General features: G+C 47.6%; 23 protein-coding genes. 3 read left to right on the forward strand and 20 right to left on the reverse strand.

Features of this window, described 5'->3' with window-relative positions; translation table 11 throughout:
* Positions 1-79: 79 nt before the first annotated feature.
* From KNV97_RS01845 to KNV97_RS01855, 3 genes are all read right to left on the reverse strand, one after another.
* Positions 80-457 carry a carboxymuconolactone decarboxylase family protein gene (locus KNV97_RS01845; RefSeq protein WP_218561970.1) on the reverse strand — a complete coding sequence of 126 codons (378 nt, stop codon included), beginning with the start codon at positions 455-457 and terminating at the stop codon, positions 80-82.
* Positions 458-516: 59 nt separating this feature from the next.
* On the reverse strand, positions 517-873 hold the full coding sequence (locus tag KNV97_RS01850; RefSeq protein WP_218562111.1) for a MerR family transcriptional regulator: 357 nt from the start codon (positions 871-873) through the stop codon (positions 517-519).
* 129 nt (positions 874-1,002) lie between these two features.
* Entirely contained in the window at positions 1,003-2,397 is a 1,395-nt protein-coding gene (locus KNV97_RS01855) for a M20 family metallopeptidase (protein ID WP_218561971.1), read from the reverse strand.
* Between the two features lie 116 nt (positions 2,398-2,513).
* On the opposite strand from KNV97_RS01855, the gene KNV97_RS01860 reads away from it, so the two are divergent.
* Together KNV97_RS01860 and KNV97_RS01865 are read left to right on the forward strand one after the other, a co-directional pair.
* Positions 2,514-3,425 carry a LysR family transcriptional regulator gene (locus tag KNV97_RS01860; RefSeq protein ID WP_218561972.1) on the forward strand — a complete coding sequence of 304 codons (912 nt, stop codon included), beginning with the start codon at positions 2,514-2,516 and terminating at the stop codon, positions 3,423-3,425.
* Between the two features lie 232 nt (positions 3,426-3,657).
* Complete coding sequence (locus KNV97_RS01865; RefSeq protein ID WP_218561973.1) at positions 3,658-4,956, forward strand: MFS transporter; 1,299 nt, start codon at positions 3,658-3,660, stop codon at positions 4,954-4,956.
* 110 nt (positions 4,957-5,066) lie between these two features.
* Here KNV97_RS01865 and KNV97_RS01870 read toward each other — a convergent pair whose 3' ends face one another.
* Positions 5,067-5,759: an alanine--tRNA ligase-related protein gene (locus KNV97_RS01870; protein ID WP_218561974.1), complete on the reverse strand. Its 693-nt coding sequence runs from the start codon at positions 5,757-5,759 to the stop codon at positions 5,067-5,069.
* A gap of 498 nt (positions 5,760-6,257) precedes the next feature.
* On the opposite strand from KNV97_RS01870, the gene brnQ reads away from it, so the two are divergent.
* A complete protein-coding gene (brnQ, locus tag KNV97_RS01875; protein WP_218561975.1) occupies positions 6,258-7,562 on the forward strand; it encodes a branched-chain amino acid transport system II carrier protein in 1,305 nt (434 codons plus the stop codon).
* A 200-nt stretch (positions 7,563-7,762) separates the two neighbouring features.
* On the opposite strand, the gene KNV97_RS01880 is transcribed toward brnQ, so the two are convergent.
* The 16 genes from KNV97_RS01880 to KNV97_RS01950 form a co-directional block, all read right to left on the reverse strand.
* A complete protein-coding gene (locus tag KNV97_RS01880; RefSeq protein ID WP_218561976.1) occupies positions 7,763-8,734 on the reverse strand; it encodes a hypothetical protein in 972 nt (323 codons plus the stop codon).
* 207 nt (positions 8,735-8,941) lie between these two features.
* A complete protein-coding gene (locus KNV97_RS01885; protein ID WP_218562112.1) occupies positions 8,942-9,430 on the reverse strand; it encodes a DUF4303 domain-containing protein in 489 nt (162 codons plus the stop codon).
* A 157-nt stretch (positions 9,431-9,587) separates the two neighbouring features.
* The gene (locus KNV97_RS01890; protein ID WP_218561977.1) at positions 9,588-10,148 is read right to left on the reverse strand and encodes a hypothetical protein; all 561 of its coding nucleotides are present in this window, start codon (positions 10,146-10,148) and stop codon (positions 9,588-9,590) included.
* Positions 10,141-10,650, reverse strand: coding sequence for an RHS repeat domain-containing protein (locus KNV97_RS01895; RefSeq protein WP_218562113.1), 510 nt, complete (start codon positions 10,648-10,650; stop codon positions 10,141-10,143). The genes KNV97_RS01890 and KNV97_RS01895 overlap by 8 nt, the downstream gene beginning before the upstream one ends.
* Before the next feature lie 65 nt (positions 10,651-10,715).
* Complete coding sequence (locus tag KNV97_RS01900) at positions 10,716-11,126, reverse strand: Imm43 family immunity protein (protein WP_218561978.1); 411 nt, start codon at positions 11,124-11,126, stop codon at positions 10,716-10,718.
* The gene (locus KNV97_RS01905) at positions 11,116-11,421 is read right to left on the reverse strand and encodes a hypothetical protein (RefSeq protein ID WP_218561979.1); all 306 of its coding nucleotides are present in this window, start codon (positions 11,419-11,421) and stop codon (positions 11,116-11,118) included. Before KNV97_RS01905 ends, KNV97_RS01900 begins: the two co-directional genes overlap by 11 nt.
* On the reverse strand, positions 11,421-12,422 hold the full coding sequence (locus KNV97_RS21830; RefSeq protein ID WP_256611777.1) for an RHS repeat-associated core domain-containing protein: 1,002 nt from the start codon (positions 12,420-12,422) through the stop codon (positions 11,421-11,423). Before KNV97_RS21830 ends, KNV97_RS01905 begins: the two co-directional genes overlap by 1 nt.
* Complete coding sequence (locus KNV97_RS21835) at positions 12,403-13,047, reverse strand: hypothetical protein (protein WP_256611779.1); 645 nt, start codon at positions 13,045-13,047, stop codon at positions 12,403-12,405. The genes KNV97_RS21830 and KNV97_RS21835 overlap by 20 nt, the downstream gene beginning before the upstream one ends.
* A gap of 360 nt (positions 13,048-13,407) precedes the next feature.
* Entirely contained in the window at positions 13,408-13,770 is a 363-nt protein-coding gene (locus KNV97_RS01915) for a hypothetical protein (RefSeq protein WP_218561980.1), read from the reverse strand.
* 8 nt (positions 13,771-13,778) lie between these two features.
* Complete coding sequence (locus KNV97_RS01920; RefSeq protein WP_218561981.1) at positions 13,779-18,683, reverse strand: RHS repeat-associated core domain-containing protein; 4,905 nt, start codon at positions 18,681-18,683, stop codon at positions 13,779-13,781.
* Positions 18,680-19,591 carry a DUF4123 domain-containing protein gene (locus tag KNV97_RS01925; protein WP_218561982.1) on the reverse strand — a complete coding sequence of 304 codons (912 nt, stop codon included), beginning with the start codon at positions 19,589-19,591 and terminating at the stop codon, positions 18,680-18,682. The genes KNV97_RS01920 and KNV97_RS01925 overlap by 4 nt, the downstream gene beginning before the upstream one ends.
* Positions 19,588-20,574 (reverse strand): DUF4123 domain-containing protein, encoded by a 987-nt coding sequence (locus tag KNV97_RS01930; RefSeq protein WP_218561983.1) that lies wholly within the window; start codon positions 20,572-20,574, stop codon positions 19,588-19,590. Before KNV97_RS01930 ends, KNV97_RS01925 begins: the two co-directional genes overlap by 4 nt.
* Entirely contained in the window at positions 20,574-21,410 is an 837-nt protein-coding gene (locus KNV97_RS01935) for an ankyrin repeat domain-containing protein (RefSeq protein WP_218561984.1), read from the reverse strand. Before KNV97_RS01935 ends, KNV97_RS01930 begins: the two co-directional genes overlap by 1 nt.
* Positions 21,411-21,487: 77 nt before the next feature.
* Positions 21,488-22,324 (reverse strand): ankyrin repeat domain-containing protein, encoded by an 837-nt coding sequence (locus KNV97_RS01940; protein WP_218561985.1) that lies wholly within the window; start codon positions 22,322-22,324, stop codon positions 21,488-21,490.
* Between the two features lie 75 nt (positions 22,325-22,399).
* Positions 22,400-23,887, reverse strand: a complete 1,488-nt coding sequence (locus KNV97_RS01945; RefSeq protein ID WP_218561986.1) for a PAAR domain-containing protein — start codon at positions 23,885-23,887, stop codon at positions 22,400-22,402.
* Positions 23,888-25,951, reverse strand: coding sequence for a type VI secretion system Vgr family protein (locus tag KNV97_RS01950; protein ID WP_218561987.1), 2,064 nt, complete (start codon positions 25,949-25,951; stop codon positions 23,888-23,890).
* Positions 25,952-26,093: the final 142 nt, after the last annotated feature.

Here is a 26,093-nt window from a genome sequence, read left to right on the forward strand (position 1 = left end):
ATTAAACCTAAAAATGCCAAGGCGCGACATACAATCCCACCCAAAGAGGTTTCTGTAGATAAAACTTTCGCACTAAGACTCAGGAATGTACTTCCTTTAAAACCTCTTTCAAAGCAAACATCCCGTTCAGTGCCGCCGGGAAACCTGCGTAACCTGACATCTGGATAATCACCTCTTTCAACTCCTCTTCACTGCACCCGACATTGAGTGCCGCATGTAAGTGCACCTTTAATTGCGGCGCGCAGTTACCCATCGCGGTTAACGCAGCCACGGTAGCGATTTCACGTGTTTTCAGATCCAGTCCCGGGCGTGAGTAAATATCACCGAACGGATACTCAATGGTGTAGCGGGCAAGATCCGGGCAAATGTCTTGCAGGCTTTCAATCACCTTTTGCCCGGCTTCTCCGTCGATCTTGGTCAGTTGTTGCAGTCCGCGTTCAAATCGTGTGGTTTCCATTAAGGCCTTCTCCTGTGGTTAACGACACAGGCACCTTACAAGTTAGAGTGAACTCTAAGTCAAGCCACTTTTCCGTTTTTGTACAATTCAATTTTGGCTTCCAGCGCCAACAGGTGCTGAGTCTGTTGCTCGATATGCTGTTGCAGCGCGGCACGGTGCTGCTCTAGAAGGTGCTGACGCTCGCCGACCGTGGCAGATCCCTGGTCACGATAATTGGCATACTCGAGTATGCCTTCCAGCGGCATGCCGGTCTCTTTGAGGCGGATGATAAAGGTTATCCAGTCGATATCTTTGGCAGTGTAGCTCCGGTGTCCGCTTGCGTCGCGCCGGATGTTTTTCAGCAGACCGATTTTTTCATAATACCGCAGGGTATGCGGCGACAGCCCGACCTGATGCGAGAACTGTTTCATGTTCATCATGGCTTTCCTTCAGCATTGAAAAAAATATGCACAGTAAACACTGTGCATAACAAAGAGTACTCTTCACTGCAGCAAATAAACACCGCCGTGTCGCTCGGAGCTGTCATCAGGAATGGTCGTTATCCATCACACAGGCCACTGCTCACCCAAATCCCACAACAGACCCGCGGCCGCGGCCAGGCCCTGCTCCGCCACATCCACCAGCAGGTGTTCATCCGGAGCATGTTGCTTACAGGATGGATACGAATGCGGCATCCATACCGTCGGCAATGCCAACACTTCAGCAAAACAGTGATTCGGAATGGTGCCACCCAGATTTGGTAAAACGGTGACTGGTTGCTGCAGTGAACGCTGCATCGACTCACGGGCAAACCCGACCCATGGATGGTTCGGATCCAGTCGGGTGGCGTTGTAACCGCCTTCCAGGATCACATCGATATCTTCAAAGCCGGCTGCCGCCAGATAAGCCCTCAGGTTCGGGATCAGGTTTTGCCAGTCCGTACCCGGCACCATCCGTAAATGACACACCGCTTCTGCAGTTTGCGGAATCGCACCAATCGGCTGAGCAACATTGCCTGCACCCAGCGCAATCACTTCCAGTGTATTACAACCAAACAGGCGCTCACCATCAGTTAAATGGCTTTCGCCCCAGTGCGGGTTGAGCTCAGGATCGCCCGCCTGACCGCCGACCGGCAGTTGCTGCATCATGCTGGCGGTAAGCCCTTCCGGTTGCGGCGCTTTCAGTGGCTCAGCCAGGATCCGGCCGTTGGCCGAAACCAGAATCGCCAGCGCATGCTGCAGGCGGATCGCCGAGTTGGTAATGATGCCGCCCCAGTTACCGGAATGGCGGTCACCGTTCCCGGTATGACAACGCAGACGAAACTGACACACGCCACGCGAGCCTAAAAACAAGGTCGGCGTGCTGGCGTTAAGGCGCGGGCCATCCGAGGCGAGAAACAGATCGGCAGCCAGTTTATCTTTCTGTTCGCGGCAGAACTGCTCAAGGCCGATGGAACCCACTTCTTCGCTCATCTCAAACAGGATTTTGACGTTGTAACCCAGTTTGCCGCCACGTGCGTCAAGCACCGCTTGCAGCGCCATCAGGTTAATGGTGTGCTGGCCTTTGTTATCCGCGGTGCCGCGGCCAAACAGCTGGTTACCAGATTGGGTCAGTTGCCAAGGATGCGTACCCGCCTGCCAAAGCTCAGCCTGACCATTGGTTACATCGCCGTGACCGTACAGCAGTAAAGTCGGTAAAGCGTCAGCTTCCATTCGCTCGGCAATCATCAGCGGTGGCTTACCGTCTACCGGATTAGGATAAAACTCGGTTGCAAAACCCAGTGAGGCAAACAGCGGCGCCATTTCATCGGTCAGATAAGCCGATAACTGCGCAGCGGCATCCGGGTTCTGACTTTCAGTCTGCATCGCCACGCGACGCGCCAGTGTGTCAAAGAACTGTCCGTTATGAATGGATTGTGTTGCCGCGTGAATCGCCTGCTCGCGTCCTGAAGTCTTGCTCATCTGCTTTACCTGTATGTTAACACTCGATTTCTTATCTCGGATTAGCTTAAGATGAGCTTACCGTTGCAACAATTATTAATAATGCAATTAAACGTTATAAAAAATAGAAAGCAAACATGCACGACATCACTCTTAAATACTTTCACGCTGTCGCTAAGACAGGCTCACTCTCCGCGGCATCGGACGAACTGCATGTCGCCGTTTCGGCCATCAGCCGCCAGATCACCCAGCTGGAAGAGCATTTGCAGGTCAATCTGTTCGAGCGCAAGCCGCGCGGCATGGCACTGACACCGGCCGGTGACATTCTCTATACTTATTCGCTGCGCTCAGCACTTGAGCTCAGTAACGTCGTGACCGAAATGAAAGGGCTTAACAGCGTTCAGCAACAAACCATCACTCTGGCCTGCCCCGAAGGGTTAGCGTGGGACTTTGTGCCCTACGTAACGGCGTTGTTCCATCAACAGCATCCGCAGGTAATTTTCTCACTGCGCGTAGTTGACTCAGGCAAAGCCTCGCAGTTGGTCAAAGAAGGAGCAGTCGATGCGGCGCTGACATTCAGTCTGCAACCCGAACAAGGGGTTGAAGTCGCGCTACAGGTGCACTCTCCGGTATGCGCCCTATTATCCGCCCGTCATCCGCTGGCGCTGCGCAACCAGCTCAGCGTCCACGATCTGACTGGTTTTCCGTTAGCTTTTTCTGACTCCGGCACCACGCTCAATTATCTATTCGAACTCGCTTGTCATATCGAAGGGGTCAAAATCGTACCCGCGATGACCACCAATGCGATGGGCGCCATTTACACCTATACCAAGGAAAACCCTCACGCGATTGCGCTGTGCAGTGATATGGCGGTCAAACGCCGCGCGCAGCATGACGGCCTGGTGCTGCTACCGATGCGCGAACCCTCGCTCGCTCAGCGCAGTATTCAGCTCCAGGTGATGTCACACCGGAGGCAACCAGATCTGGTCACCCAGTTTATTCTGTTCCTGACCCGGATGTTGCAACAACAATCTGGCAGTAACGGATAGCAGTCGCTCAGTAACGGAGAGCGTTCTACCAGCAACAAACCGTGGCCACCCAGCCACGGATAGACAGCCAGCCAGCCAGCCAGCCAGCCAGCCAGGTAAATTGTGCCCTGAAACGGGACGCGAGCTTTCTAATTAAAGCAACAATGCGTTAAAAAATGAATAATTGTGTAAAAGGTTATCGAACCCTACTATCCCATAAACGGAATGATTCATTTAATGTCAGGGAGACTCAGTGTCAGACAGCGAACTCACACTTGATGGTGCGCCTCATGCGCAGCATCAACCATCAGATAAAAAACTGTATAAACTGATCATCGCATCATCGATTGGTAATGCGCTGGAATGGTTTGACCTTATTGCTTACGCCTTTTTTGCCGCGACCATTTCCAAACTGTTCTTTCCGACCGACGACCCAACGCTGTCGCTGATGCTAGCGATGTTTACTTTTGCGATGTCGTATCTGATCCGGCCGATTGGTGCGCTGGTGATTGGTAGCTACGCCGACAAGGCCGGACGTAAGTCAGCCATGCTGCTGACCATCTGGCTGATGATGGCCGGCACATTTTTGATTGCCGTGATGCCAACCTACGATAGCATCGGCCTTTGGGCGCCGTGCGGTATTTTGCTGGCCCGCCTGCTGCAAGGCTTTTCGGCCGGCGGCGAATTTGGCAGTGCAACGGCGATGCTGGTTGAGCAATACCCGCAGCGGAAAGGGTTTATTTCCAGCTTTATGTTTGCCAGCCAGGGCGTGAGCGGCCTGCTGGGCGCAGGCTTTGGTCTGGTGTTAACAGCCTTGCTGACCACCCAACAGCTTGAAGACTGGGGCTGGCGTATTCCGTTCTTTTTCGGACTGCTGATTGGCCCGGTCGGTTTGTATATCCGTCGCCATATTGAAGAAGCGGGTGAATTTACCGAGAAAGAGCACGTTAAAGTGCCGGTGGCAGAGCTTTTCAAAACGCACAAGCGTGGCATTGTTTACAATATTGGCGCGATGATGCTGTCGACTTCCGTCACCTATTCGATCATCTTTATGCCGACTTATGCGACCAAGTTTTTAGGTCTGAGCGGTTCAATCGGCTACGGGGGCACTCTGATCAGCTACGCGGTATTAACTGTGCTGACTCCCTTTATCGGTAATCTGTCGGATCGTATTGGCCGTACCCGCCTGATGATGATCGCAACTGGTCTGTTCTTTGTCAGTGTCTATCCGGCGTTTGTGTTCCTATCCGGCAATGCTACTCTGATGGCGCTGGCTACGGTACTGTTCTGGCTCAGCATTCTTAAGTCGTTGTATTTCGGCGGCCTGCCGGCTCTGATGTCTGAGATGTTCCCGACTCAGGTGCGGGCGACCGGTATGGCGCTGAGCTACAACATTGCCACCACGGTATTTGGCAGCTTTACTCCGGCCCTGTTGGTGTGGTCGATCAGTGCGAGCGGCGATCTGCTGGCACCGAGTTACTATATGCTGTTCACCTGCTGTGTCAGCGCCATTACCCTGCTGGCGATTCGCAAACATTTCCGTATTCGCTAATCGCACGACCTAAAGTCGAGAGTAACTCACCATACATTCATCTCACGAAACTTATCTCTACAAAAACAAAGCCAGCGCAACCACGCTGGCTTTGTTTTTTTCGGTCGAAATCAATCGGCCAATCGGATCTCTACCCGCTCCTTGCCTTTACCGACGTTCTTACGTTTAAGGGCAATCCTACCCACTTCTGATGTACGGCGCAGATGGGTTCCGCCACAAGGAACCTGGGCGAATCCCGCGACTTTCCAAAACCGACGTTCAACCAGAGGATCGGAAAACTGACTTTCGATAGCCAGATCAGCATCAATCAATTGCTGTGCCTCGGCCCGAATGTCGTACAGCAATGGCGTGATACTGTGCGGACAGGCAAAATCAATCCGGCTTTTATCGGCTGAAATATGAGCGCCAATTTTATCGAAATCAGCAAAACGCTGCGTGAAGATTTCAAGTACCACTTCAGCCGCAAAATGTAACTTCATCAACGCATAACGTCTTGGCCAGTCAATTACGGTCACAACCTTGTCACCGACAGTAAAGGTCGGCAGCGACGCTAGCTGATAAATAATCCGCGTGCCGGATTTACTTGCCTTAACCACATCGATACCGCCGATGGTGCCCTGGTCACTCTCCTGACCACCGGATTCTGCATAAAAAATGGTGTGTGACAGCTCTACTTCACTGCCGTCCACCCTCGACACATGCGAGGTGAGCTCAGCTAAATAGGGATTGGTCCAGAATACCTTTTCTGTCATGGTAACGTCCTTTTGCCCAAAAAACAGACTACAATCAATACGATAAAACATGCACCTAATTTCATCATTTCGAGAATAAAACCCGATGTAATCACACAAGCTTAGCAATATCTGTTGCTTTTGCTGCGCACAGGCGTGAATGGAAAGTAGATAATATTGCAAAAGTGTTAAGTTGTTCGTTTTGGTTAATTAGTCGATAATCAGTTAATTATTCCAACCAAGATCAAATAATTAGAAATATCCACCATTTACTGGTTAAAGGGTTGCCACGTTATAGGGTATACGTTTATAACGGCGCCACACAGGAGAGATTAACTCTCCGGAACTTACTGTCAGCCAGGACTGAGTATGTCATTCGCCGCTACCACAATTTGTCTGTTGCACCGTTGCAAACAAGCGATTGCGTCTGATCGGCTCCTCCTGCTCTCTCTGGGTCTATTACACCGGAGCTGACAGGCCATTTTATTTTTCTGTCGGTCGAAGTTGCTGGCAGAGACGCCTCCACGCTCACTCAGCAGCCGCTTCCCATCCGACATGTTGAGGAAGAGTATGTTAAGTGCACGCAACATTGCCGCTTTGGGCTTTATGACCTTCGCCATGTATTTAGGCGCGGGCAACCTTATTTTCCCGCCATTTTTGGGCTATCAGGCCGGTGAACATCTGTTTCAGGGCATGGCTGGCTTTTTGCTGGCAGGCGTAGGTTTACCTGCCTTTGCTCTGGTCATCGTCGCGCTGGTCGGCGGCTCTGATAACCTGACTTCTGTACTGCCACGCCCGATTGCGACCACTTTCTGGATTCTGGTATTTATCGTAATTGGTCCGGCGTTCGTGGTACCTCGCGCCATTACCGTGGCTTACCAGTTCGGCATCAGCCCGTTCTTTGGTGACAGCGCCCTGATCCCGTTCTCTGTTCTGTTCTGTATCGCAGCGATTCTGTTCTCGCTCTATCCAGGCAAACTGATTGACACGCTGGGCAAATGGCTGACGCCGGCTCTGCTGGCGATTCTGGTTGTGATGTCTGTGGTCGCTCTGCTGTTCCCTGCCCATGAAATTGGCACGGCAACCGGCACGTACGTTAATAACGCGTTCTCTGAAGGTATCACACAGGGTTACATGACCATGGATGCTCTGGGTTCGATTGGCTTTGGCTGGGTTATCTTCCGCGCGATTCAAAGCATGGGCGTCAGCCAGCCGAAAGCGATTGCCAAATACACCCTGATTGCAGCCGGTATGTACGCGGTGGCGATGGCCTTAGTCTACATTGCGCTGGCCTACATCGGTGCAACCAGCGCTGGCGGTGCAACCACGTTCACCAACGGCGGCGATATTCTGACAGCCTTCACGACCATGCACTTTGGTGTGTTCGGTACGGTTCTGCTGGGCGCAGTCATGGTTCTGGCCTGTCTGACCACCATCATTGGTGTAACGACAGCCGGTAGTGAGTTCTACAGCAAAACGTTCCCGTCAGTCTCTTACCGTAACAGCGTGATTGTCAGCATGGTGATCGCTGCTCTGGTGGCTAACGTGGGCCTGGAACAGCTTCTGAAAATCACCCTGCCAGCGGTTGTGGCACTGCACCCAATCGCGATCGCACTGCTGCTGATTGCGCCGCTGAAGCGCTTCATTTCCGTATCCGGCGTTCTGGTGACCGTAGCCACTGCACTGATCTTTGGCAGCCTGGATGCATTGCACATCCTGGGCAGCATGCCTGAACAAGCGGACTCAACTCTGACCAAGTGGCTGCCGCTGTACAGCTACTACGCGGGTTGGATTGTCCCAACCATCGTCGTTCTCGCTGCGGCAATTCGCCTGCACAAATTCACTGCGCAGTCCCGCTTAGCAACAGAGCGTTGATTGCGATACTCACACAGGCTCAGTTATTCTGCTGAGCCTGTTCGTGATAGAAACAACAAAGCGCAAAGGAGCCTAATGGCTCCTTTGCGCAGATAAATAGTTTTACGTGTCAATATACTTAGCTAAACGGGACTCAATAACCTTCATAATAATCAATTAATATTTGATCATTATTTTTTATTTATAACGACCCACATCTATCAATCAAACAAATTGACTTCAAGTAAAGGTACAGGTGTTTCTACATTTTCTCTTTTAACATAGAAAGTGCATATGGGCGACGAGAAGCCAGCTCTAAACCTTTCTTCAACTGCTAGCTCGTCTTCACTATATAGTGAGATTTTCAAACCATTTCCGCTTCCAGGAACTTTTAGCTTAGGCCAGTTATTCGCAACACATGATGTCCAATCAGTTAATGATTCACCTTTTATAACACTAACTTCCTTAATTGACTCATCAAAAAAGTAGGATCCAACGAAGGGAGAATTTTTACCTAACCTTGCTTGCTCGTTTGCTTCTGATGATATGTAGTATGGCCATGGTGTGAGTCCCCAACACAAGGCTATTAAGCCTTCCGAAAATAGTTCGCTTGCTAGTTCAGTTGTCGTGAATTCTTTAATTAAATCGTTACCTGATTCGTGTTTCTTTAAATAATTATTTAATTTATCGATATCAGCCAACATAAATCCATACTCATGGTAAGTCTCATAAATAAGATGATCACCTTTATTAACTACTCTGCTTCTATTTTCAACAGAAAAAACAAGGTTAATATTGTATATTTCGGCTTCAACATAATTACCTTGTGAAGGGTCTTTCCCACTCAGGCACATAGGAATATCTGTATTCAAATATATTTTATAGTGATATTTACATCCCTTTACAAGACCAAGCTCAGAACCGGAAATAAAAATATTTTTAAATCTAAAAATATCATCACCACTAAAAATAAAAATACCTTCCTTTAAAGATTCAATACATTTTACACTTGCCAAAGATATATACTCTTCATTATCAATTAAGTACGCATTGGCTAAATGCTTTTTAAAACGTCTACCTGGATCAAATAGCTCACTTACTCTAAAAGTACTATCTAACGAAACTTTCGCTTCATAAAAAGTATCACTGGCTTCGTATATGTATCTGCTCGCTCTATTCATGGTCATGCCCACTATGTTTATCACTTGCCCAATCTATTGATTTTTCCATGCTTCTGATGGATTTACATCCTTTGCAATTAATTTACCTTTCGTACCGGCATCACTTATTTCATGCAAGTCTCAGCGGGAATTTTAAGATATTATGATACAAAATTGTCTTATAAACCATTGCGTTAAAAACAAATAGCAAAATGCAAGACCTGACACTGTTGTTTCTTTTTATTTAAACCATTCATATCGTTGTAAAAACAAATCATGTATGACATCGATATTTATCAATTTAGATGATACATTTTCTATGCACTCCGCATCATCATCTGTAATGGAGACAAACATAGTCACTATATCACCGTCACGCTTGAATACTTCTTCCTTAACCCTTTTCAAAACGTTTGTTAGAGAATCAATAAGATCTCTCTTAAACTCAGAAAATTGAGCTCTATCTGGAAAAAGTCTCAACTCTTTACTTAGCTCAGAGAATAACTCCGCCTCATATGATTCATAACTCCATTCCGAAATGGCACATTTGTAATAGTTCGGATTTTCTTTACTTTTATCGCTATCACTGTCAAGTATAGCTTGTAATTCTTCTGTAGAATTAGCGCTTAGGCATACTGTCATAGTACTACTATCAGTATGTAATACTATACCATAAAGATTTTCGTTACTCCTTTCAGATAAAATATTAGTTATAACGTTTAATGTTATTTTTTAACATTTTTCTTCAAACTTATCCCAATCCATATATATCTCACTGGTTAACTACCAAAAATTAAAGTAATCACCACCGCCAAGGCAGTGGCTTAGGGATAACAATAAATAATCTTATATTAATTATAGTATAATTTAACAATTTCCATCTAAGCTATCCTATATTAAATGAATAGATATCATCTCTTGGATCAATTAAATTTTTAAATTCATCAACTAATGAAAAATATAAGAAATATCCAGACTCATTGTGTTCTGCGACACTAGTTAATGTGACCTTATATTTACCTTTAGGAATCTCAAATTTTATAAATTTATTTATCACCTGCCCAGTTAGAGCAGCTTTATAGCTGATGACATCTTTATCTTCATTTTCAAATATAATATAATCCCAGCAATTTAGACTACCAAGACTACCTATCCAAATTGAATCATCATCACCTACGGAAAGGTTGAATTTACCTAACTCTGATTTAGTGTTTTCTGGGATACTATCCAAAGAAGCACAAAAAATATATTTTTTTGCATCTATACTAGATATTGGCAGCCAAATTCCTTTAGATATCGAATCGAGATACAATTTTTTATCATTTTCAAATTTATCAAGTATTTTTTTTCCTTTAATTTTTTTACTAAAGAGATATTCTTTCATTAAAGATGGTGAAAGAATAAAAAAACCATAATCTGAAAGCCGTACTTCTTTAAATTTATTCATGTTTAGGCAATCCTACGATACGTTGTTCTAGAATTTCTAGTGCTTCTTTGGGTGTAACATCATCAGCAAGTATTTCGTCAGTATAAGGAACTTTTAAAAATCCTTTTTCATCTATTCCATCATAAGCACTCTTAGCCCTTTGGAAAAAGTCCCCTACACTAGCTTCAAATTTGCTACCGTGAAACGGAACACCTTCATTGATAAGTGAACAATGCAATCGTTTATGCAATTCATCGCTACCGGATACATTATTGGGATACCAAGAGATTGCTTGGTTATGTGCAAAGTCATCTATGGCGAGTTTCTTCGCTACTGAGCGTGGTATGAGATGATGTCCCATGCCCGTATGCTTCAACTCTGAATATAACCCCAGCGGATCAACCCATTCCATCGGGTTATGCACATACGCCTGAGGTCGCAGGCCGCCCAGCATTCCTATTGGGTCTGAGCTGAGGTACTGGCCGCTGTCTGCATCATAGTAACGGTAGAGAGTTCTATTTATCTAAAAACCAGTATTTTAAATTTAGTCAAGATTTATCCTACTTTTTATTGTACTGATAACTCGCTTTAACATTTATGTATTAAAAAATTATTAAGGGATTTTTTCTTAGCCTTCGGAAGATAACGCGATATTTCAATATGGTTATCGACCAAATGTTCATTAATGCCCTTATTTAAACCTATAAGTTTAACTCCTTTAACAGCATGTTTTTCAATACTAAGCTTCACTTTTTCACTAATAACTATCTGACTATGTACAACACTAAACTCACTCAATTCTAAGATGTCATAATCAAACGCGTTTTCATTTAAAACCACATTTCCTGTAGGAACAATTTGATTTCTCTTCCCATACTGCCAATCTGTTTTATTAAGGTCTATAAATCTATAGCGTTTTTTTATTTCATCCGTGTCATTATTAATAGGTCTTTTAAAAACCAAATATATGAGCGTTTCACCCGTAAATTTACCATTCATCCAAACATGAAGGTTCTTTTTTTACGTGAGGGGCAAACTTGAAATCTGAAATTTTGTCATAAAATTCAGAAGTAAAAATATGGCCATGATGATTAAGATAATCAAAATCGATAACTGGATTATTATCAAAGTTCCAGTAAAGATCATCTAGGACCCTGTTATTCATTACATCAAAGGACACATCAATTCTCGATGCATCTACTGGAACACTAGTCGACGGTACATTATTCAATACAGCTTTAGGATTTATTAATTTAAAGCTTTTTCTATCATTCATTAAAAAGTAGTAATTCATTAATTTAATCGTCCTTTACAGTTCTTCGATACATTCCCTGACCAAATATCTCTTTTTAACTCCATCTGTAATTTCCTTACCTCTAATCTTGTTTCAGATTTTGAAATAATTCCAGAATTATAGTCATGTCTGATATCCTCTATTCTTCTATCTACGTCACTAGAGTAATTATTATGACTTGAACTATGATACACTGACATTCCTTTACCTAACCTATCTTTATACGCTTTTTCACTACCAGGTACTAATATTCCGTTTTCAACTGAATCTCTACGAGAACCTATACCAATATCATCAAAAAAACTTTGATGATTTTTCCATATTTCTACTGGAATAACATGGTGTGCAGATAGCTTATCACCTACTACCCCTCCAATGTTTTTATTTAGTAATGTACTATTTAATCCTAATGGTTCTATCCACTCCATCGGATTATGCACATACGCCTGAGGGCGCAGGCCGCCCAGCATTCCTATAGGGTCTGAGCTGAGGTATTGGCCGCTGTCCGCATCATAGTAACGGTTTAAGTTATAGTAAAGGCCCGACTCTTTATCTTCTAACTGACCTTGATAACGCAGATCGCACTGCACCGGGTCGTTAGCCGCATCCTCAAATAACTGCTTGATATTGCTTTGCAATGTCTGATGGTGACCTTGCCATAAACCTTGCTCACCACGCCAGACAATGTCACCATTTTCTGAACACAGCTCTCTGGGTGTGCCTGCGTGGTCGGTCACCACATAGTGCAGCTTTTCCGTCTGCAATTGATGGTGAGTGTTGACCTGTGCCAACGGCCGGAATGACCCGGGCTCATAAATGTATTCGGTACTTTGCAGCGCCTCGCCATTGGCGGTTTTCAGCGTTTGCTGGATGACCTGCGCACCGTCGTACAGATAATGCACCTGCTGACTGGCTTGCACGCCGCGCTCACACTCTTTGGCAACCCGACGCCCGAAGGCATCGTAGCGGTAACGCCAGCGTTCACCATTGGGGCAGTTCAATCCGGATTAGCCGGTCGTACTCATCCCAACTGAAGTTCGTTGCCTGCGGACGGAAGCCATCTTTACGTTCAATTTTCTGAATCGCACGGCCACATTCATCGTAATGGTAAGTAAAACGCCCGACCTGAACCACACGCCCCGCGTTATCATACTGACGGGCGGCTTTGTTTAACGCAGCCTGGCTGATGGGCACCACAGTATCGGTATAGTGTGTAGCGCTGGCCGTCTCATTTAAGTTCAGTTCGCTGTCATAACCAAACAAGGTCACAAACTGATGCTGGCTGCCTTTTTGCGGCGTATGAGTACGGCTGGTTATCTGACCGTTGCGGTTCAACTCAAACCGCTCACTGCCCCAGTGGCTGTCATCAATACCGACTAAGCGATCAAGCTTGTCATAGTGATATTCTCTGAGCGCATCCGGCATACCCGTCAGGGTTTTGCTGCCCAGACGCTGGGCCTGCAGGCGTCCTCTGTCATCCCAGTCGTGATGCAGGTGGAACCCCTGCCCATTAAGGCGCTGTTGCTCCAGCCCCATCGGGTTGTACGCAAAGTTAAGCGCTTGGTGGTCACCAACCTGTAACCCGGCCAGCTGGGCCAGCTGCCATTGGTATTGGCAGAAGGTCATTTTTCCGAAAAGTCGGGTATAGTAACCAACACTGCCGTAGTGATGCTTAAAAAGAAAACAAAAATGGCAGATACTTTCATAACGAAAGCACCTGCCACTTGAAGGAAATGATGTAGGCTAATTTTAACTAAATTTTAATATTAGTCATAAAGTTAACCAAAAAGGCAAAATGCAAGACCTGACCCTCTGTTTCATGTATTAAAGTTATTAGCATACCATTTATCTAAACTAACTAACCAAATTGCATTATCACTTTCAACAGACAGATTAAACTCACCTACTTTACAAACTACTGTCTAGTTTTCTAAACACTCATCAGGATTGAATATCTTAAACAGCTTTTTTACACAAGACCTGATCTTATTGATTTTCCGAAGCAATATCTAAATTCAATATATCATCATGAATTACTTTTAAACGTTTTTTACGTAAAAGAACATTTGAATCATCTAAAAAGAATACACCTGAAATAATTGAATTATTTAATACTGTTAATAAACAACATTGATCCCCTTGCATAACTGATTGAGGTAATTTTTTTCCTTGCAAAAATTCACTAGTAGAAATTATTTTTTCCTCATTACCAAAATATTGGTCTACAACTCCAACGTATTTTAATGCAGATCTATTACCAAAACTATTTATTATAACCCCATCTTTCTGGGCAAAAATTACATACAACAATTCATGCGCTAGTATTAAATCATCTATATTTTTCATCATTTTCTACTCTAGTCAAAACCTGGATCATACCAATCTCCAGGAGAATCAGGGTCTTCAATAAGTCTTGCGCCTTTTGCTTTCCAATGCTCTTTAATTTCTCTACGTCGTTGACCTTCTCCTCCTTCATTATTTCTGAAATAAGATGCCCCTTTATGACGACTTACACCATCTACTTTCTTAGTGTGAATATTACCTGATGGGTGCCCAGGACCAGGGATTTCATCTATAACTCCTCCATGTGTTTCCACAGGTAACTGGTGTCTATGATGTGGAGAAAGCTTAGTTTCTGCTGAATTACCTTGTAAAAAGGCAGTTCTTTGTTCGCTTGTAAAAGGACCTTCTACATATATCGGTGGTTCTGACATTTTAGGATCTAATGGACTCCATTCATGCCCGTCAAATTTTTTAACCTCATCACCCTTCCAGTTCTTACTATAAGTATGCCCAGCCAACCCCAACGGATCCACCCATTCCATCGGGTTATGCACATACGCCTGAGGTCGCAGGCCGCCCAGCATTCCTATCGGATCTGAGCTGAGGTATTGGCCGCTGTCTGCATCATAGTAACGGTTTAAGTTATAGTAAAGCCCGGATTCTTTATCTTCAATCTGACCTTGGTAACGTAGGTCACACTGCACCGGGTCGTTAGCCGCATCCTCAAATAACTGTTTGATATTGCTTTGCAATGTCTGATGGTGACCTTGCCATAAACCTTGCTCACCACGCCAGACAATGTCACCATTTTCTGAACACAGCTCTCTGGGTGTGCCTGCGTGGTCGGTCACCACATAGTGCAGCTTTTCCGTCTGTAATTGATGGTGAGTGTTGACCTGTGCCACCGGCCGGAATGAACCGGGCTCATAAATGTATTCTGTACTTTGCAGCGCCTCGCCATTGGCGGTTTTCAGCGTTTGCTGGATGACCTGCGCGCCGTCGTACAGATAATGCACCTGCTGACTGGCTTGCGCGCCGCGCTCACACTCTTTGGCAACCCGACGCCCGAAGGCATCGTAGCGGTAACGCCAGCGTTCACCATTGGGCAGTTCAATCCGGATTAGCCGGTCGTGCTCATCCCAACTGAAGTTCGTTGCCTGCGGACGGAAGCCATCTTTACGTTCCACTTTCTGAATCGCACGGCCGCATTCATCGTAATGGTAAGTAAAACGCCCGACCTGAACCACACGCCCCGCGTTATCATACTGACGGGCGGCTTTGTTTAACGCAGCCTGGCTGATGGGCACCACAGTATCGGTATAGTGTGTAGCGCTGGCCGTCTCATTTAAGTTAAGTTCGCTGTCGTAACCAAACAAGGTGACAAACTGATGCTGGCTGCCTTTTTGCGGCGTATGAGTACGGCTGGTTATCTGACCGTTGCGGTTCAACTCAAACCGCTCACTGCCCCAGTGGCTGTCATCAATACCGACTAAGCGATCAAGCTTGTCATAGTGATATTCTCTGAGCGCATCCGGCATACCCGTCAGGGTTTTGCTGCCCAGACGCTGGGCCTGCAGGCGTCCTCTGTCATCCCAGTCATGATGCAGGTGGAACCCCTGCCCATTAAGGCGCTGTTTCTCCAGCCCCATCGGAGTGTACGCAAAGTTAAGCGCTTGGTGGTCACCAACCTGTAACCCGGCCAGCTGACCCTGCTGCCATTGGTATTGGCGCAGTGTGTGTGTCCCGCTGAGTTGCTGGCGATATCCTGCTTTATCGTATTGGTGTGTCAGCGCGACCCCACCCAGGCATTCCTGAAGCAGTTGCCCGCCGGGGCTGTACTCCATCACGACATCAATGTCGCCATTTTCTGCGCTGATTAAACGCCCTGCGTCGTCGTATTCATACCAGCTACGTCCGGTCTGCTCGCCAAGCGGATTCAAGCTGTGATTTTCGACCAGCTGACCATCGGCATTGTAGCGGTACGTTAAGGCATGCTGGTTGGGTTTAATGTGTTCAACCAGCCTACCGGCTGAGTCATAACGGTACGATTCAGTACGGCCGTCGTAATGACGTTCGGTATGAATTCGGCCACATTCATCAAACTCATAACGCCATTGATGCCCCTGGCTGTTGGTCACACCGGCAAATTCAGCCATCGGGTTGTAATGATATTGGGTAACGGCACCCATCGGGTCCGTCGCGGTCAGCAATTTATCAAATGCGCCATAGCTAAACGCCGAAGCGTTACCCATCGCATCCGTGACCTTAGTCAGATTGCCTTCAATGTCATACTGGAAACTGGCGTGCGTGCCATCCTCGTACACCACTTGCGCAGGCATACGCTTCGTGTCTTCATACCGCCAGCGGCGGGTTTGGCCGCCTATGGTCCGCGCCGATAAACGCCCTAAAGCGTCATAAGTGAAGGTCACCGCCTCGCCCATCTCGGGGCGCAGGCCAATCAGACGCCCAATATCATCATAGTCATAATGTACGGCAAGACCGTCAGGCCCACGGCTTAGTGTACGTAAGCCATGCTCGTTGTACTCATACTCCCATTGGTGACCATCCGGGTCAGTAACCGACTGCAGTGTACCGGCAGAATGGTAATCCAGCAGCCAGCTTGCCCCGAGAGGGTTAATATAAGCCGTCAGTTGCCCGCTTTCGTTATACTGATATTGATGCGCAATACCGGAAGGCAATGTCACCGAGGTGAGATTACCGAGTTCGTCGTGCGTGTATTCAGTGCGTTCACCGTTCGGATTGACAATCGCCGACAGCAGCTCACCTTGCCATTCTTGTAATGTCTCTGCGCCATCCGCCGCCACGACCTTAACTGCGCGGTTACGTTCATCCAGGTGATACTGAATCACGCCACCAAAGGCATCACGGTGGTAAGTAATATGGCGCTCATCGTCGTAACGCACTTTATCCCACCAGAAATCGCCCGAACAGCGGGTAGCGATTGCCCGGCCCTGCTCGTCAAAATCATGCTCAACCCAGGTATGGGCTAAATCATTCCAGCGAGTTAAGTAACCTTTATCATCATAGTGATAGTCAAAGTTACGACCCGGAGCCGCTCTCACTGCCGTCAGCCAACCCTTGCGGTCATATTGGTAAGTGACCAGGGTTTCCAACATCTTATCTTGCGAACTAAACAACACCAGAGCATCAACCCGGCGCTGTTGTGATTTGACTTTAATGTAACGTCCGTCAGGCAGCACAACGGCTTTCAGTATGTCTCTGTCGTAGAGAAACTCGATCTGATGACCGAACGCATCCCCCAGCGCACTGAGTTTTAATGCGTTCCCCTCAGCATGCCCAAAACGATATTGCATGCCCGACACATGGGTCAGAGTCAGATCGAACCCGTCACGTTGTAATGTCCAGCCGGGTTTCCTAATCGATCGGGTACGCTCCTGCTGATCCGCAGGCAATACAAACAAGGCTCTGGAATGGTCGTAATCCACAAACTCGACTTGTTCATCCTGGATCTCAAGCGCGATATCCCAGTTGGTACGCCATAGTGAGCCAAGAATGCCGGAGGTACGTTCACCGGTTGACTGATAATAGCGGGTCAGTTCAAGCGCCAGCAGACCGTCGACACTAAAGTCTGTGCGCTGCTCAAACATTTTACCAGTGTTCAGATCGATAGGTTCAGTGCCACACTCGTTGGTGCAGTTAGTATTCTGTTGCGCATCCCGGCTTTGGGTATCGTTCGCACTTTGCTCATGACTGCCCGATTTTTGCTCAGGTTCCAGCCGCTGCGCAGGTTTTGCCGTCCCGGCGTTCATCGGCTGAGCGTCCCGGAGTGTATTTTTGCGTGCCGGCGTACCGGAAACCCGGGTGACGACTTTGCTGATAAATTCATTCACCTGAGTAATCAGCCAGTCAACCATGGCATCCACTTTCTTAGCCAGCGTATCCATGGCGTTAATCAAGCCAAGGAAGGCATCTTTAGCTAAACGGATGATCCAGCTGTTGCTCTGGCTTACCAGGCTTTCTAAGCCGGCAATGATGTCTTCGAGTAATTGTATCGCTTTTGCACCGCACTCTTTCAGCGTGCTGGCTATCCCTGAAAGGTACTGCACGATATTACCGTTAGACAGGCTGCGAATCATCTTGATCGCCAGTTGAATCGCTTGTGAATCCGATTTCTTTAACGCATCGATGATCGCCATACCGGTTTTCTTGGCCACATCACCCAATCCCGGAACAAAACCAATCGCCACCAGCGCACCTTCGCCCCAGTGCCAGTTATCGAGGTTATCACCTTCATAAGTGCGCCAGCCCCAATCGCCCAGGTCATAGAGATCCAGAGCCTGTCCGACCACAGGAACAAAGCCCAACGCAATTTGGCAAAACAGCAAAATGGCGCTATTGTCCTGAGCCCGGCCGGCGAGCTCTCCCGCCAGGCTGCTGTGCATTTTATTGACGGCCTGGCGCAGCGATATCGGGCCATTATTTATTTGCTCAGACAACTCCCAGAAGCGGTCATACGCACTTTCGTATTCATCCGGTACAAACCAGGTATCACGATCCACATCCACATGTTCATCACTGCTGTCATCCGCATCGTATACCAGGCAGCCTTCTTTTCTGAGCAGGGTAAACAACGCAAAATATTCACCAGCCAATACCGCGTATTCCGGGTTGTCCTGCAAGACGGGGTTATTTTGCAATTTGGGTTGTGGCTCAAATTCATCGCTGCCTTCACCCAACATCAGGTCGTAGGCTCCACATCCCATGTTCTGCACTTTAAACATGCCGTTGGCGTCAGTCTTCCCCGTAATCTCTGCCTGATTACTGTCTGTCAGTACAAACGAGGCATCGCTGATCGGCTGGCCATCATCGTAATGGAAATGCACAAACACTTCACAACCACACTCGACGCAGCCTCCGTCGATCACGTTGTCCGTTTGAAAGTTTTGTTTAGCCGCTTGAGCGCTCGATAATAATTCAGTTTGCTTACCCTGACTCATGATTCTGTCGCGTCCTCGCCTAAAGCATTCACCGCTTCGGCCAATAGTCGGTCCATACGACTCTGATCGCCGATGACCTGTGGAGATTGAAGAATGGACTGTGCCCAATCTGACTGATGAAACTGCTCACCCAGCAGCAACGAAATACTCAAATACACCACCACGTCGGCTTGTTGATAAAAGCCGAGTTGATGAGCGCTATTCACACTACGCAGCAGGTACTGGTTGAACGTTTCGTCATCCCAGTTCTGGGTTTGCGGATGATGTTGATAGAGGTGGGTGCGATATTGCTGATACACATGACGATCTCCCCACGCGCTTAATGCCTGATATTGTCGTTCAGATAAACGATTCGGCATGACCATGGGTCTCGTTTGGCGCGGGGCGCTCATTTCCCGGACCGCGACTGCATCGTTACCCGCCTGCCAGTAAGCCACACGTTTCAAAGGCCCCTGTAAATCGGATAAGTGCGCCGGATCTGTTGAGCGCCATAACACATTAAAAATGTCCCAGTCCGTCAGGCGCATCAATACTTGCTGATCGTCAGGTAACACCACCAATGTCCAGGCGCGGAAATGTTTTTGAATCAAATCGATCTGATGGTCAGTGGTCAGCGACTGAAAATCATCATGCAGCTGCACAGCAATCCCCCAGTGAGCAACATGCGTAATGTTTTTCTCGGCCCGGGAAAAGCAATCAAGCGGTAGTAAAAAGGGAGAAATAGACGAATTTTGTTGACCCATTTCATCCCAGTAGAGGCGACGCTGGGCAAACTTTTCTTCAGGGACAGAGCTTAACAGCGATTCATTCACCGCTGCCTCCGCCATTAAATACCAGCCCGGCTGTGCCAGCAAAGTCTGCAACTCTTGTTTGGTAATGGTTTGCGTCCCTTTCAGGTGCTCGTTCATGGTATCAATCTCGCCTTCCCTTCAATCCCTAACCAGCCCGCTGTTCGATAGGCGCTCATGTCTTCCTGATGCGTAAGGTAGAAATCGTAAAAATGACCAATGGCATCACGTAAAGAATAAAAACTCATCAGACGAATGAATTCCGGATGTTCATCAAAGCGATCGGCAATGTAAAACCGATACAGGGCATAGGTTTCCCGCTCCAATGACGTTGCTAAGTTGTAGCGCTGTCGGGCTAACGCCAATCCTTCATGAAATCGCAGTCGAACCATACTTTGTGGCAACAGCCATGCGTAGTCTGGCGCTAAGCGGCGGAAGAGTTCATCCACCAGGCTTTCAATGCGTTGCGGATAGAAAAACTGTTCATGTTGCGCCGCAGTCAGTTGCACCGGATAAATCGAAGCGGCTTGAGGTTCGTCTTCATATGGCAGTTCTGGCCACTGAAATAATGACAAATCAATCGCATCACTGCGCTGGCAGAAAGCGATGGATTCATGTTTGCCTTTAAACTTTTGTTTTTGCGCTGGCATCAGAATGTCGTACCAAAGGGGAAAAGCCGCAATATCGTAAAAGCGCAACATCATTGAGCGTTGATTTTTGTCCCAAAAGTAAACCCAGTTCTGCCAGTGACGCTGCACCTCTGCCAGTGAACCATCATATACTCCGATAAAACCGAATCGCTCCGGGGCTTCCAGATGCTCACATAGCCAGTAATAAAGCGTCTCTCCGGGATTACCGTCCCTGACCGAGATCAGCACAGGTGATCCCTCTTCCAGGTACGCAAGTGGTGTGCCTGAAAGTAAATAACACCATTCTACATCACGTCTGTTTTTCATCGTGTCCCAGAATTCCCTGCCTTGCGTAAACTGGACTTGATCAAACAGTAAATACACTTGCTTGCCTTGCGCCTGCGACAACAAGGGAAACAGCGAGTTAGGATGTCTGGGAATTGGTGAAAATAAGCTCACTGACGTTTGTTCCATTAAAACTCATGCACGATTTCGTAACGCTCTTTCAGAATCATTTCATCCTGGCGTTTAATTTCTTCCGCAGGCTCTTTAACAAATCGGTTTACGCCTTCAATTTTGCATTCACTGCGCGGGCGATAACCCAAAGGCTCTTTACAGAAAACAATGTCCCGCACAAAGCGTTCGCCCCAGGGTGACAGCGCGGGAAACGTAACGCCTTGGGCAACGAGTTTTTCCTTTATGGTTAACATCGTCTGATAGGCTTCTGACTTTGGATCCAATTCACTCAGTTGGAATTCGACATTATATGCAACCGATTCACCTGAAGGGCTGACAAAATGTCCATCGGCACCATGATCGAGTAAATAAAGCGCATTTTTAAACTGAACCATTAGCATGTCGAAAATAGGTGGCTCTTGCTTTTCATTAAGCGCATTGACATCGGCGCCGTATTTCACCAACACAGGTAATGAATTAGATTCGTCAATATTGTGAGAGTGGAATATCAGCGCATCTCCTTCCTCCTTCAGATTTGGATCCATTCCTGCCTGCAGCAGCGCCTCTAAACTTTTTGCATCCGGATGCCACATCGCAATATAACCTGCGTTGCCTTGCTCCGGCACATCAATAGCAGGATCACTGCCCAGTTCCATCAACGCCTTGATGGACTCAGGTTTATCAGCGATCACCGCATACACCAGCAAAGTCACTCCGTGCTCACCCAGAGCGTTTATATCGTCCAACTGGCCAGCCAGTTGCTTTACCCGGGCAATATCATCGCGATCAACCGCTTTGGCGACTTCGAGCATCGGGCCGGAAAACAGCGCTTTAGGCTTTACCTTACTGTTCATACTTTTCATGTCTCCGGCTCCAATCGCTCCAAGTAAAACCAACACACCAATAACCAGCCCTGTTTTGCTCATCGCAGTTAAAACTGGTGCTCGATTCCGTAACGCTCTTTCAGAATCATTTCATCCTGGCGTTTAATTTCTTCCGCAGGCTCTTTAACAAATCGGTTAGCGCCTTCAATTTTGCATTCACTGCGCGGACGATAGCCCAAAGGCTCTTTGCAAAACACAATGTCACGCACGAAGCGCTCACCCCAGGGTGACAGCGCGGGAAACTTAACCCCTTGGGCAATGAGTTTTTGCTTTATTTCTATCATGACCTGATAAACCGCAGATTTCTCATCGATGCGTTTCATTCTCAACTCATAAGAATAAGCAACCGAAACACCACTAGGACTGACCGCACTGCCATCAGCACCATGCTCTAACAGAAACAATGCATTTTTGGGTTGCGCCCTGATCATATCAAATATCGGTGTTTCGCCTTTTTCATTCAGAGAATTAACATCGGCACCGTATTTCACCAGTACAGGTAATGAATTGGATTCGTCAATATTGTGAGAGTGGAATATCAGCGCATCACCTTCTTCCTTCAGATTTGGATCCATTCCTGCCTGCAGCAGCGCCTCTAAACTTTTTGCATCCGGATGCCACATCGCAATATAACCTGCGTTGCCTTGCTCCGGCACATCAATAGCAGGATCACTGCCCAGTTCCATTAACACCTTGATGGACTTAGGTTTATCAGCGATCACGGCATACACCAGCAAAGTCACTCCGTGCTCACCCAATGCATTAATATCATCCAACTGAGAAGCCAAGTGCTTTACCCGGGCAATATCATCACGGTCAACCACTTTGGCGACTTCGAGCATCGGGCCGGAAAACAGGTCTTGCGGGTTAATTTTATTACTCACTTTCGTCAGAGCTCCTTTTGCTACCAGTGCGAACACAATCACAACGACGGTGACTATTATCCATTTAATCAATACTTAAGCCTCACTTGCCAATTTGTGTAAGTCGCCCACTTTACGCTCTTCTATCGATTCACGCATTTGATCCATGCCATGCAGCGCGACCGAACCACGCTTATCTTCTGTCGTTCCTGTCGAAACGTCCGGCATAAAGGTCGACTTGGGTAAGGTGGTTTCCAGCTCACCGTTTCGCACAGCCGAGGGAGCCAGGCGACGCAGCACAGGGGTCTTTTCTTGCACTCTGGTCAGAACCTCACCATCAACTCGATACCCGGTGACTAAGCTGTCTGCACTTTGCATCTCTGATGCAACGCCATAATTGGCTACAGTATTGCGGTGCAGACCGGCAGCATTAAAGGTTGTTGCGGGATACCCCGAGGCTTTTGACGCAGCGGAGGCTAACCCTCCCCCCAGTGAATGTCCCGCAATTTCAATATCTACCCCTTGATCTTGAATATTCAGTACAGTCTTCACTGCTTGCTTATAGTACGAAGATCGTCCGACAGCCCCCTGACTCAAATTCCCTTTAATCCAGTCACTGCCACTGTCCATTTCAGTACCTCGAAACACCAATGTCGGTTTAGCGTTTTCACCAAATACTTCGGGGTCCGGAATATAGACCTGTGATCGGAAGTTTGTACCTTTCACCTTCAGATCTTTTTGCTGTATACCCAACTCTGCCAAATCATCTTCCGTCGCCACACTCCAGCCCGAATCATTGTCAAAATCCTCCGCGACTTGCTTACGATGTGGTTCCAATGTATTCCGCTCTTTATCTAGCGTGTAAACGTGGTCGGCCAACATGGCTTTTTCGGCTGCGTCCATATCCATACTAAAGCGCTGTGCTGTCTGCGGATCATTGGCAGACGCAGCCTGAGTAATCGTTTTTCTCGCCTCTCGGCGCTGTGCTTTGGTGGTGCCTGTTTCAAGTACATCCAGCATCTGCAATTTAGAGGCCCCGGACTGAACAACCTTAACCAGTGACTGCGCTAATGGCGGCAGAGTGGACACCGCTTTCTCCGCTGCGATATCGGCGGCGGTGCTCATTGCCTGAGAGCCCGCCAACGCAGCCAGTGCCTGCGGGGTAAATGTCGGGCTGTTCCACAAGGCTTCGACATTTTTCGCCAACGGCGTGATTTTCAAAAATGGCGACTGCCCAAGAACCGCACCTTCACCACAGGCGTGAGTATTGGATTGATAAGGCGTATCACCGATGATGACATCGCCCGACCCGGAAGCCACCGAACCACCACAGTCTATGGCGTCACCGATACGTGCCGCCGGCTGACCGTTAATCGACACGGAGCCGGAACCGGCATTAATCGCCCGGCCATGCAGCCCGTGCGGTTTATAGGGGCAAGGGCAAGCGTGCAACAAGGCAGCATCACCCTTTCTGGCCGCCGGTTTGCCATTTATTAAGACATCCGGGCTACCAGCAATGATAGAAGTAGGCGGAAAACATCCGTGCCCACCCGCTGTATCGCCTAATCTCGCCGCTCCTGGCATTTACCCTCTCCTATCCGGCGCATCAGGTTGCTGAGGTTTGTCCGGCTCATCTGGCTGAGTGACGGCAGGCGCTGTCCCGGTTCCCGGAGAGCCTCCATCGTTAATTTTGACTTTAGCCCCAGAGATAGTAACGCCTGCACTGTCTAATTTAATAAAGCCTCCCGGCCCTTTAATAGTCAGTGAATTGCCGGCATCTAAAACAATGTCCGCGGCTTTCAGATAACTTTCATTGCTGACTGCAACACGTTGGTTTGCGCCGATTTGTTTCTCTTCAGATGCTGCGATCTGGGTGCTGACACCACCATCGATTTTGGAAATAACTCCGCCGGTTACCCAACGGTTTATCTTACCTAAAACTCGTTGCACCAGGTTGCGGCCCACTTTAATATGGTGATCTTGTCCCAACTCTTCGGTGACATTTTTACCAATCGAACGGTGGACATTCTCTGTCACCAGTTCGTACTGGTGGCGGCCAATATGAGAGTGGAAATCCAGCCCAACAGATTCACGATGAATATTGTTAATCACCACATCCTGATCTTTCTGCGCGTGAATATAAATCTGCTCGATGGACGCCTGATCTTCGAAGCGAATTTCGTTTGAACCTTCCCCCTGATGGGTTTGGGTTTTTAACACTGTACGGGTCTTGTGATTCGGCAGCAGATATGGTGCAACGTTGGTTGCGTGGTAGGTTCGGCCAGTGATAATCGGCTGATCCGGATCGCCATGCAAAAATGAAACAATAACCTCATGCCCGATACGGGGAATAGTAACAAAACCATACTGAGCACCTGCCCACCCCTGGGATACACGCACCCAGCAAGAGCTGTGCTCATCTTGTTGACTTTCACGGTCCCAGGGAAAATGGACTTTCACTCGGCCATGTTCATCACAAAAAATCTCTTCACCGGCCGGGCCGACCACCTCACCAATCATCGGGCCATCGACATGAGGTTTGGCGACAGGTGCAGCTCGCCAGGTCAGGTTCGCCGGGATGACCTTAAACTGGTTTGAATAGGATGTCTGACCGGAGCCCCCTTCTTCTTCAAGAGCCTGAGGCTGAGTGCCCTGATGAGAGACTTCAACAACCAGCCAGTCTCGGTTCGCGCTCGGCTCAAGATTGTCGGTGAGATCGAACTTTATTCCGGCCTGAATACCGGCATGATTACTTTTACCCACAGCATGCACGGCATCTCGTCGCAGATATTCCAACCGAATACGACTGAACGCGGCACCGCTGGTATCGTCTTTATAGCGACCAGGATAATCAAAATGCTCATAGGTTGATTGCTGAAAACTCAGATCCGTCCCTGACTGTTGCTGCAGAAAACCGTAGTCCGGCTTTTTAAAGCTGTAATCCTGCATCGTCAGATGGCTGGGCTCACTTTGATTGACCAAAGTGAATGAAGACACATAGCTGCCATCAACCTGCCCGCCGGACAAACCGTTGTATGGTACAGGTTGAGCGAACTTAGCAATCAAGGCACTGTCATCGCTGAAACATACCGTGTGTTTACCATCGCTTTGCTGAATGTGATAAACCAGACCTTCTTCAGCAGCAAGACGATGCACAAACGCCAAATCCGTCTCCCGGTACTGAACACAAAACTCTCTTTGCGAGAGCGTTCTCTTCAGTGAGAAAGAAAAGTTATCAATCCCCATTTCCTGCAAAATAGTGGTGATGATTTGTTCAACGGTTTTCAGCTGGAAAATCCGGCTGTTTTGTCTGAGTGACAAACGTTCCAGCGCTGGTACTAACGTCAGGTTGTAAAAGGTATGGTGATGACCAATATCCGCCTGTCCGAATTGACGCACGATGCCATGAACAAACTGAACCGGCTGGCCATTCCTTAACACGGTCAGTTGCGCCGACTTATCCACCACCTGGCTCGCTTTAATGCCAGATTGTCGGCTCGCTAAATCTATCTCATAACGGAAGCCATAACAGGTGACACAACCGCTCATCACACTGTCAGAGACCGATTCTTTGCCACGGTACTCTGTCACCACAAACGTATCTTCGGGCATTCCGTCCACAGAGAGAATAAATTGTAACTTTGCCATTTTAAACCTTATTACCTGTTGGCCCTGAACCAAGCCGTTAGCTTCGAAGCACGCAGTTAGCCCTAAACCAACCAAGTAGTTTTTAACTAACTGAGCTTCTAACAAATGAGTTTGCGACTACGTCAAATTCAACCTAAACGAA

Origin of the sequence: Vibrio ostreae (assembly GCF_019226825.1) — a bacterium.
Taxonomy (GTDB): Bacteria; Pseudomonadota; Gammaproteobacteria; order Enterobacterales; family Vibrionaceae; genus Vibrio; species Vibrio ostreae.

Bases quoted from the DNA above. Each gene is read 5' to 3' on its own strand.
- KNV97_RS01845 (WP_218561970.1), bottom strand. From the start codon at position 457: ATGGAAACCACACGATTTGAACGCGGACTGCAACAACTGACCAAGATC.
- KNV97_RS01850 (WP_218562111.1), bottom strand. From the start codon at position 873: ATGAACATGAAACAGTTCTCGCATCAGGTCGGGCTGTCGCCGCATACC.
- KNV97_RS01855 (WP_218561971.1), bottom strand. From the start codon at position 2,397: ATGAGCAAGACTTCAGGACGCGAGCAGGCGATTCACGCGGCAACACAA.
- KNV97_RS01860 (WP_218561972.1), top strand. From the start codon at position 2,514: ATGCACGACATCACTCTTAAATACTTTCACGCTGTCGCTAAGACAGGC.
- KNV97_RS01870 (WP_218561974.1), bottom strand. From the start codon at position 5,759: ATGTTTTATCGTATTGATTGTAGTCTGTTTTTTGGGCAAAAGGACGTT.
- brnQ (WP_218561975.1), top strand. From the start codon at position 6,258: ATGTTAAGTGCACGCAACATTGCCGCTTTGGGCTTTATGACCTTCGCC.
- KNV97_RS01890 (WP_218561977.1), bottom strand. From the start codon at position 10,148: ATGAATAAATTTAAAGAAGTACGGCTTTCAGATTATGGTTTTTTTATT.
- KNV97_RS01900 (WP_218561978.1), bottom strand. From the start codon at position 11,126: ATGAATGGTAAATTTACGGGTGAAACGCTCATATATTTGGTTTTTAAA.
- KNV97_RS01905 (WP_218561979.1), bottom strand. From the start codon at position 11,421: ATGAATTACTACTTTTTAATGAATGATAGAAAAAGCTTTAAATTAATA.
- KNV97_RS21835 (WP_256611779.1), bottom strand. From the start codon at position 13,047: ATGACCTTCTGCCAATACCAATGGCAGCTGGCCCAGCTGGCCGGGTTA.
- KNV97_RS01915 (WP_218561980.1), bottom strand. From the start codon at position 13,770: ATGATGAAAAATATAGATGATTTAATACTAGCGCATGAATTGTTGTAT.
- KNV97_RS01920 (WP_218561981.1), bottom strand. From the start codon at position 18,683: ATGAGTCAGGGTAAGCAAACTGAATTATTATCGAGCGCTCAAGCGGCT.
- KNV97_RS01925 (WP_218561982.1), bottom strand. From the start codon at position 19,591: ATGAACGAGCACCTGAAAGGGACGCAAACCATTACCAAACAAGAGTTG.
- KNV97_RS01930 (WP_218561983.1), bottom strand. From the start codon at position 20,574: ATGGAACAAACGTCAGTGAGCTTATTTTCACCAATTCCCAGACATCCT.
- KNV97_RS01935 (WP_218561984.1), bottom strand. From the start codon at position 21,410: ATGAACAGTAAGGTAAAGCCTAAAGCGCTGTTTTCCGGCCCGATGCTC.
- KNV97_RS01945 (WP_218561986.1), bottom strand. From the start codon at position 23,887: ATGCCAGGAGCGGCGAGATTAGGCGATACAGCGGGTGGGCACGGATGT.
- KNV97_RS01950 (WP_218561987.1), bottom strand. From the start codon at position 25,951: ATGGCAAAGTTACAATTTATTCTCTCTGTGGACGGAATGCCCGAAGAT.